This is a genomic window from Enterobacter cloacae complex sp. HYC074_NIDB, from assembly GCF_056673345.1.
The window spans coordinates 1,593,733-1,608,184 of sequence record NZ_CP114214.1; the positions used below are offsets into that span (position 1 = coordinate 1,593,733).

A 14,452-nucleotide genomic window follows, 5' to 3' on the forward strand; every position below is an offset into this window, starting at 1 on the left:
TCAGGAGATTTTTTTCCCGCTGGCGTCAACGACGACTTCGCCATCTTCCTTCGTAAATGCCCCTTTTTGCGCGTCCGGAAGGATGTCGAGAACGACTTCAGAAGGGCGGCACAGACGGGCACCCAGCGGCGTCACCACAATCGGACGGTTAATCAGAATAGGGTATTGCAGCATGAAATCGATAAGCTGGTCGTCGGTGAAATGTCCCTGTGAAAGGCCCAGTTGCTCATAAGGCTCGACGTTTTTGCGCAGCAGATCGCCTATGGAAATCCCCATATCTGCAATCAGCCTTGTCAGTTCATCACGCGACGGTGGGTTCTCAAGATAGAGAATAATTTCGGGTTCCGTACCGCTGTTGCGGATCATCTCCAGCGTATTGCGCGACGTGCCGCAGGCCGGGTTGTGGTAGATAGTGATATGGCTCATATCCGTTACTCATTACAGTGTGAAGGAGAGACGTAGCGCCAGCGCGGCAAGCGTCACAAAGAGAACTGGCAGCGTCATTATGATGCCCGTCCTGAAATAGTAGCCCCAGGTAATAGTCATGTTTTTCTGTGCCAGCACATGAAGCCATAGCAGGGTAGCCAGGCTCCCGATGGGGGTAATTTTCGGCCCCAAATCGCAGCCAATCACGTTAGCGTAAATCATCGCCTCTTTAACCAACCCTGTTGCAGCACTACCCTCAATGGAGAGCGCGCCAATCAGCACCGTTGGCATATTGTTCATTATGGATGACAGGAAGGCGGTGATAAATCCGGTTCCCAGCGTGGTGACCCAGAGTCCGTACCCGGCTAAGTAATCAAGAACGCCTGAAAGAGACTCCGTCAGCCCGGCGTTGCGCAGGCCATACACCACCAGATACATCCCCAGCGAGAAGATAACAATTTGCCACGGCGCGCCGCGCAGCACTTTTCCGGTGTTAATGGCGTGCCCGCGTTTAGCAACGGCAAACAAAATCAGCGCGCCAGTTGTTGCGATAGCGCTGACCGGGATACCCAGAGGTTCAAGCACAAAGAAACCGACGAGCAGTAGCAGCAGCACGATCCAGCCCGTTCTGAACGTCGGCAGGTCGTGAATGGCCAAAGCAGGCTCGCGGAGTTTTGCCAGGTCATATTCCGGCGGTATTTCCTTGCGGAAGAACAGATGCAGCATCACCAGCGTTGCGGCAATTGCGGCGATATCAACCGGGATCATCACCGAGGCGTATTCGCTAAAGCCCAGCTTAAAGAAGTCCGCCGACACAATGTTGACCAGGTTGGAGACAATCAGCGGCAGGCTGGCGGTATCGGCGATAAATCCCGCCGCCATCACGAACGCCAGCGTGGCCTGCTTGCTGAACCCCAGCGCCAGCAGCATGGCGATAACGATAGGCGTCAGGATCAATGCCGCACCGTCATTGGCGAACAGCGCCGCCACGGCCGCACCCAGCAGCACGATCCAGGTAAACAGCAACCGCCCGCGACCGTTTCCCCAGCGAGCAACGTGCAGCGCCGCCCACTCGAAAAAACCGGACTCATCCAGCAGCAAACTGATAACGATTACCGCGATAAACGTGGCCGTCGCATTCCAGACGATGTTCCAGACCACCGGAATATCGTTAAAGTGGATCACACCGCTCGCCAGCGCCAGCGCGGCGCCAATGGTGGCACTCCAGCCGATACTGAGCCCTTTGGGCTGCCAGATAACCAGTACCAGCGTAAACAGAAAAATAGCCCCTGCCAGAAACATCTTTTACTCCGTTATATCTGTTTTTGTGAATGTGTCGTGGTTAGCAAGAGCCCGGGAGGCGGTTTTTCAGCTTCATACGTGTCTCTTCTCGCAGGCAGTTCCAGCTGTTATCGATAACGGTTGCCGCCCACGCGGGCATGTTGGGAGAGAGACGGTAGTAGATCCATTTACCCTCACGACGATCGATGACCAGCCCGGCCTCGCGCAGTAAGGCCATATGGCGCGAGACTTTCGGCTGCGGCTCGGTGGTCGCGGCGCAGAGATCGCAGACGCACAATTCTCCTGCTTCACGGAGCAGCATGACGATGGAGAGCCGCGTTTCGTCGGAGAGGGTTTTGAAGAGCTGAACGGGGTGAAGCATCTGGGGATCCTGCGTGTTTTTTTTATCATATACATTAAATCATATATGTTTGTGGCAGGTGAGGGAAGGGCAATAAGGGCAAATAAATGCCCTCAGTGAAGTACCACTACGTTGAGCCGTCGTCTTTGAGCCACAGACAGGGCGGGATTAGAAGATTAATGATTCCTGGTTTTGTTGAATATCTTCAATGTTATGAGACAGACGATCGTTGCAGATGTTAACAGAATCAAAATATCAATATTTGTATATGTTTCGTACATTGTCTCCGCATTAATATCACCATAGATGAAGCCGCAAATAGCAGTTGCAACGTCGTGGTTAATATAAGCTGTTGAAGGACCCAGCATACGTCCTGCCAGGAAGCTAATTAACACAAACCAGACGGCCTTAAGTAGTCTTGAGCCCCATTTACGGGCAAGGGTAGTGATATCCACCGTCAATAACCTCAATACTATTGCACGCGATATGTGAACGCATACATGGGACCTAAATAAATTCCGGTTTCAGAAGAGCGATTCCGAAATTGGAGTGGTGAGCGAGCTTTATGTAGACTTCTGCCGCTATCCCCGGATGAAGCCTTCATTCCTTTTCCTGTCATCAGGTGGATTAATTCGTTCCAGCTTATGCCAGCTGCCTGTATCGAAGTTCAAACCCGATCATATCTACGCTCAATCGTTGTTCTTTTAAGATATTGACCAGGCAAAATTTAACCGCGCAAGAAGATCAGCTATACCGCCATGGAAATAAGGTAGTGTTATAAGTAATTGATAGGGAAGGTATTAATTTCAGGAAACAAAAAACCCATCAACCTTGAACCAAAACGGCGGGGTTGATGGGCTCCACAAATTGGGGACATCAAAGAAAAGCAGTGGCACTAGTTATGACTGCACCCTGCGTAAAAAGTTCTGCGCGTAACGAAAATTTTTTGCGCCACACGCAAACTTGAGATTTATCCGAGTCCTGGCCAGATAATGATGATTAGCGTACCTGCCAGCGTCAGCAGCACGTTTGCGATGGCGTAGGTGCCTGCATAGCCCAGCGCCGGGATGTTGCTGCGCGCGGTGTCGCTGATGATCTCCATCGCCGGTGCGCAGGTGCGCGCGCCCATCATTGCCCCGAAGAGCAGGGCGCGGTTCATGCGGAGCACGTAGGCGCCGAACAGGAAACAGATCACCACCGGTACCAGGCTGACGATAAGTCCGGAAACCAACATTTGCCAGCCGACCGCGCCCAGGCCGTTGCCAATGCCGCTCCCGGCGCTTAAGCCGACACCCGCCATAAAGACCATCAGACCGAACTCTTTCACCATGTTCAGCGCACCCTGAGGGATATAGCCGAAGGTGGGATGGTTCGCTCGCAGGAAGCCCAGCATGATCCCGGCGAACAGCAGACCGGCTGCGTTACCAATGCCGAAGCTAAAGTTGCTGAACTGGAAGGTGATCATCCCGATCATCAGGCCGACAATGAAGAAGGCGCAGAAGGCTAACAGGTCCGTCACCTGGCTGTGGATCGAGATAAAGCCGATACGGTCGGCAACGGTTTTAACACGTCGGGCATCGCCGCTAACCTGCAACACATCGCCTTTATTGAGCACCACGTTATCGTCGATAGGCATTTCAATCTGGCTGCGGATCACGCGGTTGAGGAAACAACCGTGGTCGGTCAGCTTCAGCTGTGCCAGACGGCGGCCCACGGCATTGTGGTTTTTCACCACAATCTCTTCGGTGACAATACGCATGTCCAGCAGGTCGCGGTCAAACACCTCTTTCCCGTTGCGGAAGCTCGGATCGAGACGCGCGTGGGCGTCCGGGTAGCCAACAAGGGCGATGTCATCGCCCATCTGGAGCACCGCGTCACCGTCCGGGTTTGCCAGAATGCCGTTACGACGGATACGTTCGATGTAGCAGCCGGTCTGACGGTAGATCCCCAGCTCGCGCAGGTTTTTCCCGTCGGTCCAGGCAACCAGCTCCGGCCCGACGCGGTAGGCGCGGATCACCGGCAGGTAAACTTTACGTTTGGAGTCCGTGTCCAGGCCGCGCTCGCGGGCGATGGTCTGGGCGCTGGTCTGGAGATCCTGATGCTGAAGTTTTGGCAGATAGCGCGCGCCAACAATCAGGCTCACCAGACCAATCAGATAGGTCAGGGCATAGCCCAGACTCAGGTTGTCCAGCGCGGAGGAAAGCGGCGTGCCGGCCATGCCAGAATGACGAAGCGTATCCCCCGCGCCGACAAGCACCGGTGTGGAGGTCATCGAGCCTGCCAGCATACCGGCCGTTAAGCCGATGTCCCAGCCAAACAGCTTGCCCAGCCCTAACGCAATCAGCAGGGCGCTGCCGACCATCACCAGCGCCAGCATCAGGTAATTTTTGCCATCTCGGAAGAAAATGGAAAAAAAGTTCGGACCGGCTTCCACGCCTACGCAAAAAATAAACAGCATGAAACCTAAGTTAAGCGCGTCCGTGTTAATACTGAAATGTTGTTGACCTAATAACAGGGAGACGACTAAAACGCCAATGGAATTACCAAGTTGAACTGAACCCAGGCGTAATTTACCCAGACAAAGGCCCAGCGCCAGTACCACAAATAATAACAGGATGTAATTCCCATTTAACAAGTCTGCGACGTTTATATTCACGGAGGCTAACTTCTTGTTTACCAGTAAGTTGTTGAATGAAAGGACTATTTGGGCTACTGTTTTCAGAGTCAGGGAATCACTTTGCATCTCCCTGCTTCCTGATAAATACCCTAAACACTAGCAGTCGGTTAGTTTAATCGTAATAGCTACCGACAGCCACCTATTATCGCACGACTTCTGTGCGTGCTTTGGCAAGGATTGCCGCATTGCTTTATCTGACTGGGCGTCCACCGGACGATTTTTGTATTTGATAGAGATAAGTCAGGAGGATAGTTTGAACTTTAAACGAAACTGGGCTGGCGTAATCAGCTGTTTTTTGCTGTTTACGGTCGTTTGCATGTCACTCGCTTTTAACGTGAAAGGCGCCTTCAGAGCGTCCGGTCATCCCGAGCTGGGCCTGTTGTTCTTCATCCTGCCGGGGGTAGTAGCCGGTTTTCTCTCACGTAAAGGCGAGGTGGTGATGCCGCTTATTGGGGCAATGCTTGCGGCCCCGCTCTGCCTGCTTCTGATGCGCGTGCTGTTTCTCTCGTCGAGAAGCGTCTGGCAGGAAGTGGCGTGGCTACTGAGTGGCGTTTTCTGGTGTGCGCTGGGCGCGCTCTGTTTCTTATTTACGCGCAGCCTGCTGCAACAGCGGAAGCACCGTAAATAAAAACGCCCTCAGGGTGAGGGCGTCTTCGCATTACTGAGCCGCAAACAGGCCCAGGTGTTCTTTGGCGTAGGCCTCAAAATCGGTGCAGCCGCCGATGTGTTTCTGATCGAGGAAGATCTGCGGCACGGTTTCAACCGGTTTACCCACGGTTTTTTCCAGATCGGCTTTAGTGATGCCTTCCGCGTGGATATCCACATAACGGAAGTTGAAATCATCACGCTCTTCAGTCAGTTTCTCTGCCAGTTCTTTCGCGCGCACACAATAAGGGCATCCTGGACGACCAAAAATTACTGCAAACATTTCTCTCTCCTCAAAAAACAAGCCTGACGGCGAATAGCACCTATAGTGCACGATAACCTGCCGTCATGGAAAGAAGGTTTCACCTGTCACTTTGATACAGTCAGGCTATGTTTCGCCAATTACATCAGGTGGATCATTGCCTATACTGGCTGCCATACGTTTTACGCAACACAAAGAGAGACAAAATGACGCCAACCATTGACCTGCTTCGTTCCCACCGTTCCATTCGCCATTTCACCGATGAGCCAATTACCCAGGCGCAGCGGGACGCGATCATCGACAGCGCAAGAGGCACCTCCAGCTCCAGCTTTTTGCAGTGCAGCTCCATTATCCGCATCACCGATCCGGCGATGCGTGAGCAGCTGGTAACGCTGACGGGCGGACAAAAGCACGTTGCCCAGGCGGCTGAGTTCTGGGTGTTCTGCGCCGATTTTAACCGTCACCTGCAAATATGCCCTGAGGCCGAGCTGGGGCTGGCGGAACAGCTGCTGCTGGGCGTAGTGGATACGGCACTGATGGCGCAAAACGCGTTCACGGCGGCGGAATCACTGGGGCTTGGCGGCGTCTATATTGGCGGGCTGCGTAACAACATCGAAAGCGTGACGGAACTGCTGAAGCTGCCGAAACACGTGCTGCCGCTGTTTGGTCTGTGCCTCGGCTGGCCGGCGGATAACCCGGATCTGAAGCCGCGCATTCCTGCTGCGATGCTGGTGCATGAAAACCACTACCAGCCGGTCGACCAGGACGTTCTGCATCAATACGATGAAGAGCTGGCGAACTACTATCTGACGCGTGACAGCAACAACCGCCGCGACACCTGGAGCGACCATATTCGTCGCACCATCATCAAGGAGAACCGCCCGTTCATTCTCGACTACCTGCACAAACAGGGCTGGGCAACGCGGTAGTCCATTCCTCCTGCGCCTCGTGTATGATAGGCAGGCTTTTACCATGTCTTTAGAGAGGTGCAGGGTGAAAATTGCCATATTGTCCCGGGATGGAACGCTCTATTCATGTAAACGCCTGCGAGAAGCGGCGGCGAAACGCGGACATCAGGTTGAAATCCTCGATCCGATGTCCTGCTATATGAACATCGACCCTGCGGCGTCGTCGATTCATTACAAAGGCCGCAAATTGCCGCATTTTGATGCGGTAATTCCCCGTATTGGCTCCCAGATCACCTATTACGGCACGGCCGCGCTGCGCCAGTTTGAAATGCTGGGAAGCTATCCGCTCAATGAATCCGTGGCGATTTCCCGCGCCCGCGATAAGCTGCGCTCGCTGCAACTGCTGGCGCGCCAGGGGATCGATCTGCCCGTCACCGGGATTGCTCACTCCCCGGACGACACCAGCGATTTAATCGATATGGTGGGCGGTGCGCCGCTGGTCATTAAGCTGGTGGAAGGTACGCAGGGTATTGGAGTGGTACTGGCGGAGACGCGTCAGGCGGCGGAAAGCGTGATCGATGCGTTTCGCGGTCTGAATGCCCATATTCTGGTGCAGGAGTATATTAAAGAGGCTAAAGGGTGCGACATCCGCTGCTTTGTGGTGGGCGATGAAGTGGTGGCCGCCATAGAGCGGCAGGCGAAAGAGGGCGATTTTCGCTCTAACCTTCACCGCGGCGGTATCGCACGGGTGGCCCTTATCAGCGAGCGCGAGCGTGAGATTGCGGTGAAAGCGGCGCAGACGCTGGGCCTGGACGTGGCGGGGGTCGATCTGCTGCGTGCCGACCGCGGGCCGTTGGTGATGGAAGTTAACGCCTCGCCGGGGCTGGAAGGGGTGGAAAAAACCACAGGCGTCGATATTGCAGGTAAAATGATCGCATGGATTGAACGCCATGCGACGCCGGGATTTTGCCTGAAAACGGGCGGTTAAATGGATCGGCGCGCACTTTTTGCGTAATCTGGACAACGTTTTTATTTAAGAGGCTGCACTGCGATGGATTTACAGGTCGTACCTACACTGGATACGTTACGTCAATGGCTCGATGATGCCGGTATTACTTTCTTCGAATGCGACTCCTGCCAGGCGCTGCATCTGCCTCACATGCAAAATTTCGACGGCATTTTTGATGCCAAAATCGATCTGATTAACGACGTGATCCTGTTCTCGGCGCTGGCTGAAGTAAAGCCGTCCGCGCTGCTGGCGCTGGCATCCGATCTGTCAGCGATCAACGCCAGTTCTTTGACGGTGAAAGCGTTTCTCGACATACAGGATGATAATCTGCCAAAGCTGGTGGTTTGCCAGTCTTTATTCTCCGGCGCGGGGCTCTCCTTCAAGCAGTTCGCCTGGTTTATGCGCCTGAGCGAAGAGCAAATTTCCATGGTCATGATGGAAGCCAACGCACATCACCTGCTGTATAGCGCGGAAGATGACGCCGAGAATAATGATGCATCTCCCAATTTTCTCCACTAAGCCTGTCTGACTTTTGCGCAGTCGCTGCCAGAGCGGCTGCATAACACCGTTTTTTCTGCTGCTTTTAACCTTTCTTTAAAGAGTTTTTCACCTCCTCTGCGGCCGTTTCGGCTTATCACGTAGACATAATCTGCATAAAAAATTGATAAAAGGCGTTTTTTCGTCTGGGCTATAGCCGGAGACACGGGCTACAGTTATTCTTGCGGTGCTTAAAAAAGCGAGCGGAACCTGCCGGAATGAGGGGGGTATTTTATTTCGGGCAGAGCGACAAACTATGCATGATTATTGCATATCTTCAGGCTGCACAGTTTTGGTTCGTTTGTTAACGAACTTTCAGAAGGAATAACAATATGATCGCCTTGAATAAAAAATGGTTATCGGGTCTGGTTGCGGGTGCTCTGATGGCCGTCTCTGCCGGCACGCTCGCTGCGGAACAAAAAACGCTGCACGTCTATAACTGGTCTGACTATATTGCGCCGGACACCGTCGCGAATTTTGAAAAAGAGACCGGCATTAAGGTTGTCTACGACGTATTCGATTCCAACGAAGTGCTGGAAGGCAAACTGATGGCGGGCAGCACCGGTTTCGATCTGGTGGTGCCGTCGGCAAGCTTCCTAGAGCGTCAGCTGACCGCCGGTGTCTTCCAGCCGCTGGACAAGAGCAAAGTACCAAACTGGAAAAACCTCGATCCGGACGTGCTGAAGCTGGTGGCGAAGTACGATCCGGAGAATAAATACGCGATGCCTTACCTGTGGGCGACCACCGGTATTGGCTATAACGTGGATAAAGTCAAAGCGGCGCTGGGCCCGGATGTCAAGCTGGACAGCTGGGACGTGGTGCTGAAGCCGGAAAACCTCGAGAAGCTGAAAAGCTGCGGCGTCTCTTTCCTCGATGCGCCGGAAGAGATTTTCGCCACCGTGCTTAACTATCTTGGCAAAGATCCAAACAGCAGCAAGGCCGACGACTACACCGGTCCGGCGACCGACCTGCTCCTGAAGCTGCGTCCGAATATTCGTTACTTCCACTCCTCTCAGTACATCAATGACCTGGCTAACGGGGATATCTGCGTGGCCATCGGCTGGGCGGGCGACGTCTGGCAGGCGGCGAACCGCGCGAAAGAGGCGAAAAACGGCGTGAATGTTTCCTACTTCATTCCGAAGGAGGGGGCGCTGGCGTTCTTCGACGTCTTCGCGATGCCGGCTGATGCGAAAAATACAGAGGAAGCGTATCAGTTCCTCAACTACCTGATGCGTCCGGACGTGATTGCCCACATCAGCGACCATGTCTACTACGCCAACGGTAACAAGGCCTCCGTGCCGCTGGTGAGCGAAGAAATCCGCAATAATCCGGCGATCTACCCGCCAGCCGATGTGTTTGCCAAGCTCTTCACCCTGAAAGTGCAGGAACCAAAAATTGACCGTGTGCGTACCCGCGCGTGGACCAAGGTGAAAAGCGGTAAGTAACGGCGTTTGATATCGTTGCCCGGTGGCGCTGTCGCTTACCGGGCCGACAAATCCCGTAGGCCGGGCAAGCGTTCGCGCCGCCCGGCGATGCGCACCCTGACGGTGCGTTTGCACCAGTGTTGATCTATGCCGGAGAGCACCCCGTGAATGACGCGATCCCCCGCCCGCAGGCGAAAGTCCGTAAAGCGCTGACCCCGCTTCTTGAAATTCGTAACCTCACCAAATCCTTCGACGGCCAGCATGCCGTGGACGATGTCAGCCTGACGATCTACAAAGGTGAAATTTTTGCTTTGCTCGGCGCATCCGGCTGCGGTAAATCGACCCTGCTGCGCATGCTGGCCGGGTTTGAACAGCCCACCGCCGGGCAGATCGTGCTGGATGGGGTAGACCTCTCCAGCGTGCCGCCGTACCAGCGGCCCATCAACATGATGTTCCAGTCCTATGCCCTGTTCCCGCACATGACCGTTGAGCAGAACATCGCCTTCGGCCTGAAGCAGGACAAACTGCCGAAAGCCGAAATCGCCGCGCGCGTGGCGGAGATGCTGAGCCTGGTGCATATGCAGGAGTTTGCGAAGCGTAAGCCGCATCAGCTTTCCGGCGGCCAGCGTCAGCGCGTGGCGCTGGCAAGAAGTCTGGCGAAGCGTCCAAAATTATTACTGCTCGACGAGCCGATGGGCGCGCTGGATAAAAAGCTGCGCGACCGGATGCAGCTGGAAGTGGTGGATATCCTCGAGCGCGTGGGGGTGACCTGCGTGATGGTGACTCACGACCAGGAAGAGGCGATGACCATGGCCGGGCGCATTGCGATCATGAATCGCGGTAAGTTCGTGCAGATCGGCGAGCCGGAAGAGATTTACGAACACCCGACAACCCGCTACAGCGCGGAGTTCATCGGCTCGGTGAACGTCTTCGAAGGGCTGCTGAAGGAACGCCAGGACGACGGTCTGGTGATTGAATCGCCGGGGCTGGTGCACCCGCTGAAGGTTGATTCTGATAACTCCGTGGTGGACAACGTGCCGGTTTACGTTGCCCTGCGCCCGGAAAAAATCATGCTATGCGATGAGCCACCCGCCGATGGCTATAACTTTGCCGTGGGCGAAGTGGTGCACATTGCCTATCTCGGCGATCTGTCGATTTACCATGTGCGCCTGAAAAGCGGCCAGATGCTCAGCGCCCAGTTACAGAACGAACACCGGTATCGCAAGGGACAGCCAACCTGGGGCGACGAAGTGAGCCTCTGCTGGGATGCGGACAGTTGCGTAGTCCTGACGGTATAAGGAGCGGTCATGAGTACACTTGAACCTCCAGCCCGCGTCAAAAAACCGGGCGGTTTCGCGCTCTGGCTGGCGCGCATACAGATGGCGCATGGCCGCAAGCTGGTCATCGCCATGCCCTATATCTGGCTGATCCTGCTGTTTCTGCTGCCGTTCCTGATCGTCTTTAAGATCAGCCTGGCGGAGATGGCGCGGGCGATCCCACCGTATACCGATCTGTGGGAGTGGGCCGACGGGCAGCTGACGCTGACCGTAAACCTCGGTAATTTCCTGCAACTGACCGACGATCCGCTCTATTTCGAAGCCTATTTGCAGTCGTTACAGGTTGCGGCTATTTCTACGATCTGCTGCTTGTTGATGGGCTACCCGCTGGCGTGGGCAGTGGCGCACAGCAAGCCGTCGACGCGAAATATTTTACTGCTATTGGTCATTTTACCGTCGTGGACGTCGTTCCTGATCCGCGTGTACGCGTGGATGGGGATCCTGAAGAATAACGGCATACTGAATAACTTCCTGCTGTGGCTTGGGGTGATCGACCAGCCGCTGACGATCCTGCATACCAACCTTGCGGTGTATATCGGGATTGTCTATGCCTATCTGCCGTTTATGGTGCTGCCGATCTATACGGCGCTGACGCGTATTGATTACTCGCTGGTGGAAGCCTCGCTGGATCTCGGCGCACGCCCATTGAAGACTTTCTTCAGCGTCATTGTCCCTCTCACCAAAGGCGGAATCATCGCCGGATCGATGCTGGTGTTTATCCCGGCTGTTGGGGAGTTTGTGATCCCGGAACTGCTCGGCGGCCCGGACAGCATCATGATTGGCCGCGTGCTGTGGCAGGAGTTCTTCAATAACCGCGACTGGCCGGTGGCCTCGGCGGTGGCGATCGTCATGTTACTGCTGCTGATCGTGCCGATCATGTGGTTCCACAAACATCAGCAGAAACAGATGGGAGACCACGGATGAACAACTTACCGGTAGTACGCTCCCCGTGGCGAATTGCGATCCTGATTATCGGCTTTACCTTCCTGTATGCGCCGATGCTGATGCTGGTGATCTACTCGTTCAACAGCTCTAAGCTGGTCACCGTCTGGGCGGGCTGGTCGACGCGCTGGTACAGCGAACTGTTCCACGATGATGCGATGATGAGCGCGGTGGGGCTGAGCCTGACCATTGCGGCGCTGGCGGCGACGATGGCCTGCGTGCTGGGCACGATTGCCGCGCTGGTGATGGTGCGCTTTGGCCGTTTCCGCGGGGCAAATGGTTTCGCGTTTATGATCACCGCCCCGCTAGTCATGCCGGACGTGATCACCGGCCTGTCGCTGCTGCTGTTGTTTGTCGCGCTGGCGCACGCTATTGGCTGGCCAGCGGATCGCGGGATGCTCACCATCTGGCTGGCGCACGTCACCTTCTGTACGGCGTATGTGGCGGTGGTCATTTCCTCGCGGCTGCGCGAGCTGGATCGCTCCATTGAAGAGGCGGCGATGGATCTCGGCGCAACGCCGCTGAAGGTCTTTTTCATCATCACGCTGCCGATGATTATGCCAGCGGTGATCTCCGGCTGGCTGCTGGCGTTCACGCTCTCGCTCGACGATCTGGTTATCGCCAGCTTTGTGTCGGGACCGGGCGCGACGACGCTGCCGATGCTGGTCTTCTCCAGCGTGCGGATGGGGGTGAATCCGGAGATTAACGCCCTGGCGTCCATCATCCTTGGCGTGGTCGGAATTGTCGGATTTATCGCCTGGTATTTGATGGCGCGCGCGGAAAAACAGCGTGTGCGCGATATCCAGCGTGCAAGACGCGGCTGAAGGAATTACTATTTCCAGTGATGTGCCGCGTATGACGCGGCACTGTTTTTCAGGGAAGTAAAAACATTGGGATTCTTACAAAAAACACGTCATTCGCACGCTCGTCCGAACGTCCCTGCACTGGTGCAGGTGGCGGCGCTCGCCATTATTATGATCCGCTGCCTGGATGTGCTGATGATAATGAACACGCTGGGTCCGCGCGGAATGGGGGAATTTATTCACCGCAGCGCGCAGACGTGGAATCTGACGCTGGTGTTTCTCAGCAGCCTGATGCTGGTGTTTATTGAGATCTACTGTGCGTTCTCGCTGGTGAAAGGCCGCAACTGGGCGCGCTGGGTGTATCTGCTGACGCAGATCACCGCCGCCAGCTACCTGTGGGCCGCCTCGCTGGGCTATGGCTATCCGGAGCTGTTCAGCATACCCGGTGAGTCACGACGTGAGATTTTCCATTCACTGGTGATGCAAAAACTGCCGGATATGCTGGTGCTCTGCCTGCTTTATCTCCCGGCTTCCAGTCGGCGGTTCTTCCGCCTGCAATAATGTGTATAATCGCAGCCCTCGTGTTTCTTAAGGTTTTCATATGCAGTGCGCACTCTACGACGCCGGACGCTGCCGCTCCTGTCAGTGGATAGAACAGCCGGTCTCTCAACAACTCACCGCCAAAATGGCCAACCTGCAACAGCTGCTGGCAGCACACGCGGTGGGCGAGTGGTGCGCACCCGTCAGCGGCCCGGAGCAGGGCTTTCGCAATAAAGCCAAAATGGTGGTCAGCGGCAGCGTTGAAAAGCCGCTGCTGGGGATGCTGCACCGCGACGGTACGCCGGAAGATTTAACCGACTGCCCGCTGTATCCCGCCTCGTTTGAGCCGGTGTTTAGCGCTCTGAAACCGTTTATCGCCCGGGCGGGGTTAACGCCCTATAACGTTGCCCGCAGGCGCGGCGAGCTGAAATACCTTCTGCTGACCGAAAGCCAGATCGACGGCGGGATGATGCTGCGCTTTGTGCTGCGTTCGGAAACCAAACTAGAGCAGCTGCGCGCGGCACTTCCGGGATTGCAGCAACAGCTTCCGCAGCTCAAGGTTATCACCGCAAATATTCAGCCGGTGCATATGGCGATCATGGAAGGGGAGAAAGAGATCTTCTTCACCGAACAGCATGCGCTGGAGGAGCGTTTTAACGGCGTGCCGCTGTGGATCCGTCCGCAAAGCTTCTTTCAGACTAACCCCACCGTCGCCAGCGCGCTGTACATCACCGCGCGCGACTGGGTGCGTGCGTTACAGGTTCATCACATGTGGGATCTGTTCTGCGGCGTCGGCGGCTTTGGCCTGCACTGTGCCACGCCAGACATGCAGCTCACCGGCATTGAGATCTCCGCCGAAGCGATTGCCTGCGCGAAGCAGTCCGCCGCGGAGCTGGGGCTGACGAATCTGCACTTCCAGGCGCTGGACTCCACGCAGTTCGCGACCGGGCAGGGCAACGTGCCGGAGCTGGTGCTGGTGAACCCGCCGCGCCGGGGCATCGGCCAGGCGCTCTGCGACTACCTGAGCCAGATGGCGCCGGAGTACATCGTCTACTCCAGCTGTAACGCGCAGACCATGGCGAAGGATATCGCCAGCCTGCCGGGCTACCGCATCGCGCGCGTTCAGCTTTTCGATATGTTCCCCCATACCGCCCATTATGAAGTGTTGACGTTGTTAACCAAAGCGTAGGCCGGGTAAGGCGAAGCCGCCCCCCGGCATAAACCCCACACAATGTTCAACAAAATGTGAACTCTTCCCCCGCTCGAAATCAGGTAAGCTTACGACATAACAAATGATTGA

Annotated in this window: 15 protein-coding genes; 10 read left to right on the forward strand and 5 right to left on the reverse strand. The window is 55.5% G+C overall.

Annotated features, from left to right (window positions below):
• The 4 genes from arsC to O1724_RS07835 all read right to left on the reverse strand — a co-directional run bounded on the left by arsC (position 1) and on the right by O1724_RS07835 (position 4,724).
• Complete coding sequence (gene arsC / locus O1724_RS07820) at positions 1-426, reverse strand: glutaredoxin-dependent arsenate reductase (RefSeq protein WP_126297339.1); 426 nt, start codon at positions 424-426, stop codon at positions 1-3.
• Between the two features lie 12 nt (positions 427-438).
• A complete protein-coding gene (locus tag O1724_RS07825) occupies positions 439-1,728 on the reverse strand; it encodes an arsenic transporter (protein WP_479983952.1) in 1,290 nt (429 codons plus the stop codon).
• A 40-nt stretch (positions 1,729-1,768) separates the two neighbouring features.
• Complete coding sequence (locus O1724_RS07830) at positions 1,769-2,089, reverse strand: metalloregulator ArsR/SmtB family transcription factor (RefSeq protein ID WP_045337505.1); 321 nt, start codon at positions 2,087-2,089, stop codon at positions 1,769-1,771.
• A 949-nt stretch (positions 2,090-3,038) separates the two neighbouring features.
• Entirely contained in the window at positions 3,039-4,724 is a 1,686-nt protein-coding gene (locus O1724_RS07835; protein ID WP_032610193.1) for an aspartate:alanine antiporter, read from the reverse strand.
• Positions 4,725-4,998: 274 nt separating this feature from the next.
• Here O1724_RS07835 and O1724_RS07840 point away from each other — a divergent pair, with 274 nt between their 5' ends.
• Positions 4,999-5,373, forward strand: a complete 375-nt coding sequence (locus O1724_RS07840; RefSeq protein WP_017384878.1) for an inner membrane protein YbjM — start codon at positions 4,999-5,001, stop codon at positions 5,371-5,373.
• A gap of 30 nt (positions 5,374-5,403) precedes the next feature.
• Here O1724_RS07840 and O1724_RS07845 read toward each other — a convergent pair whose 3' ends face one another.
• Positions 5,404-5,673 (reverse strand): GrxA family glutaredoxin, encoded by a 270-nt coding sequence (locus O1724_RS07845; protein ID WP_006809455.1) that lies wholly within the window; start codon positions 5,671-5,673, stop codon positions 5,404-5,406.
• Positions 5,674-5,858: 185 nt separating this feature from the next.
• On the opposite strand from O1724_RS07845, the gene nfsA reads away from it, so the two are divergent.
• From nfsA to rlmC, 9 genes are all read left to right on the forward strand, one after another.
• Positions 5,859-6,581 (forward strand): nitroreductase NfsA, encoded by a 723-nt coding sequence (nfsA, locus tag O1724_RS07850; RefSeq protein WP_003858388.1) that lies wholly within the window; start codon positions 5,859-5,861, stop codon positions 6,579-6,581.
• Between the two features lie 64 nt (positions 6,582-6,645).
• A complete protein-coding gene (gene rimK / locus O1724_RS07855; RefSeq protein WP_032621711.1) occupies positions 6,646-7,548 on the forward strand; it encodes a 30S ribosomal protein S6--L-glutamate ligase in 903 nt (300 codons plus the stop codon).
• Between the two features lie 63 nt (positions 7,549-7,611).
• Positions 7,612-8,088, forward strand: coding sequence for a YbjN domain-containing protein (locus O1724_RS07860; protein ID WP_003858385.1), 477 nt, complete (start codon positions 7,612-7,614; stop codon positions 8,086-8,088).
• Positions 8,089-8,438: 350 nt separating this feature from the next.
• A complete protein-coding gene (gene potF, locus O1724_RS07865) occupies positions 8,439-9,551 on the forward strand; it encodes a spermidine/putrescine ABC transporter substrate-binding protein PotF (RefSeq protein ID WP_479983953.1) in 1,113 nt (370 codons plus the stop codon).
• A gap of 143 nt (positions 9,552-9,694) precedes the next feature.
• Positions 9,695-10,828 carry a putrescine ABC transporter ATP-binding subunit PotG gene (gene potG / locus O1724_RS07870; RefSeq protein ID WP_045332571.1) on the forward strand — a complete coding sequence of 378 codons (1,134 nt, stop codon included), beginning with the start codon at positions 9,695-9,697 and terminating at the stop codon, positions 10,826-10,828.
• Between the two features lie 9 nt (positions 10,829-10,837).
• Positions 10,838-11,791, forward strand: a complete 954-nt coding sequence (potH, locus tag O1724_RS07875) for a putrescine ABC transporter permease PotH (protein ID WP_003858381.1) — start codon at positions 10,838-10,840, stop codon at positions 11,789-11,791.
• The gene (potI, locus tag O1724_RS07880; protein ID WP_003858378.1) at positions 11,788-12,633 is read left to right on the forward strand and encodes a putrescine ABC transporter permease PotI; all 846 of its coding nucleotides are present in this window, start codon (positions 11,788-11,790) and stop codon (positions 12,631-12,633) included. Before potH ends, potI begins: the two co-directional genes overlap by 4 nt.
• Positions 12,634-12,675: 42 nt before the next feature.
• Positions 12,676-13,173 carry a YbjO family protein gene (locus tag O1724_RS07885; RefSeq protein WP_086598616.1) on the forward strand — a complete coding sequence of 166 codons (498 nt, stop codon included), beginning with the start codon at positions 12,676-12,678 and terminating at the stop codon, positions 13,171-13,173.
• A 40-nt stretch (positions 13,174-13,213) separates the two neighbouring features.
• On the forward strand, positions 13,214-14,341 hold the full coding sequence (gene rlmC / locus O1724_RS07890; protein WP_003858373.1) for a 23S rRNA (uracil(747)-C(5))-methyltransferase RlmC: 1,128 nt from the start codon (positions 13,214-13,216) through the stop codon (positions 14,339-14,341).
• The last annotated feature ends 111 nt before the right edge of the window (positions 14,342-14,452 follow it).

Coding starts and splice junctions, on each gene's coding strand:
- O1724_RS07830 (WP_045337505.1), bottom strand. CDS start 2,089: ATGCTTCACCCCGTTCAGCTCTTCAAAACCCTCTCCGACGAAACGCGG.
- potI (WP_003858378.1), top strand. CDS start 11,788: ATGAACAACTTACCGGTAGTACGCTCCCCGTGGCGAATTGCGATCCTG.
- arsC (WP_126297339.1), bottom strand. CDS start 426: ATGAGCCATATCACTATCTACCACAACCCGGCCTGCGGCACGTCGCGC.
- rlmC (WP_003858373.1), top strand. CDS start 13,214: ATGCAGTGCGCACTCTACGACGCCGGACGCTGCCGCTCCTGTCAGTGG.
- O1724_RS07825 (WP_479983952.1), bottom strand. CDS start 1,728: ATGTTTCTGGCAGGGGCTATTTTTCTGTTTACGCTGGTACTGGTTATC.
- O1724_RS07845 (WP_006809455.1), bottom strand. CDS start 5,673: ATGTTTGCAGTAATTTTTGGTCGTCCAGGATGCCCTTATTGTGTGCGC.
- O1724_RS07860 (WP_003858385.1), top strand. CDS start 7,612: ATGGATTTACAGGTCGTACCTACACTGGATACGTTACGTCAATGGCTC.
- nfsA (WP_003858388.1), top strand. CDS start 5,859: ATGACGCCAACCATTGACCTGCTTCGTTCCCACCGTTCCATTCGCCAT.
- potH (WP_003858381.1), top strand. CDS start 10,838: ATGAGTACACTTGAACCTCCAGCCCGCGTCAAAAAACCGGGCGGTTTC.
- potF (WP_479983953.1), top strand. CDS start 8,439: ATGATCGCCTTGAATAAAAAATGGTTATCGGGTCTGGTTGCGGGTGCT.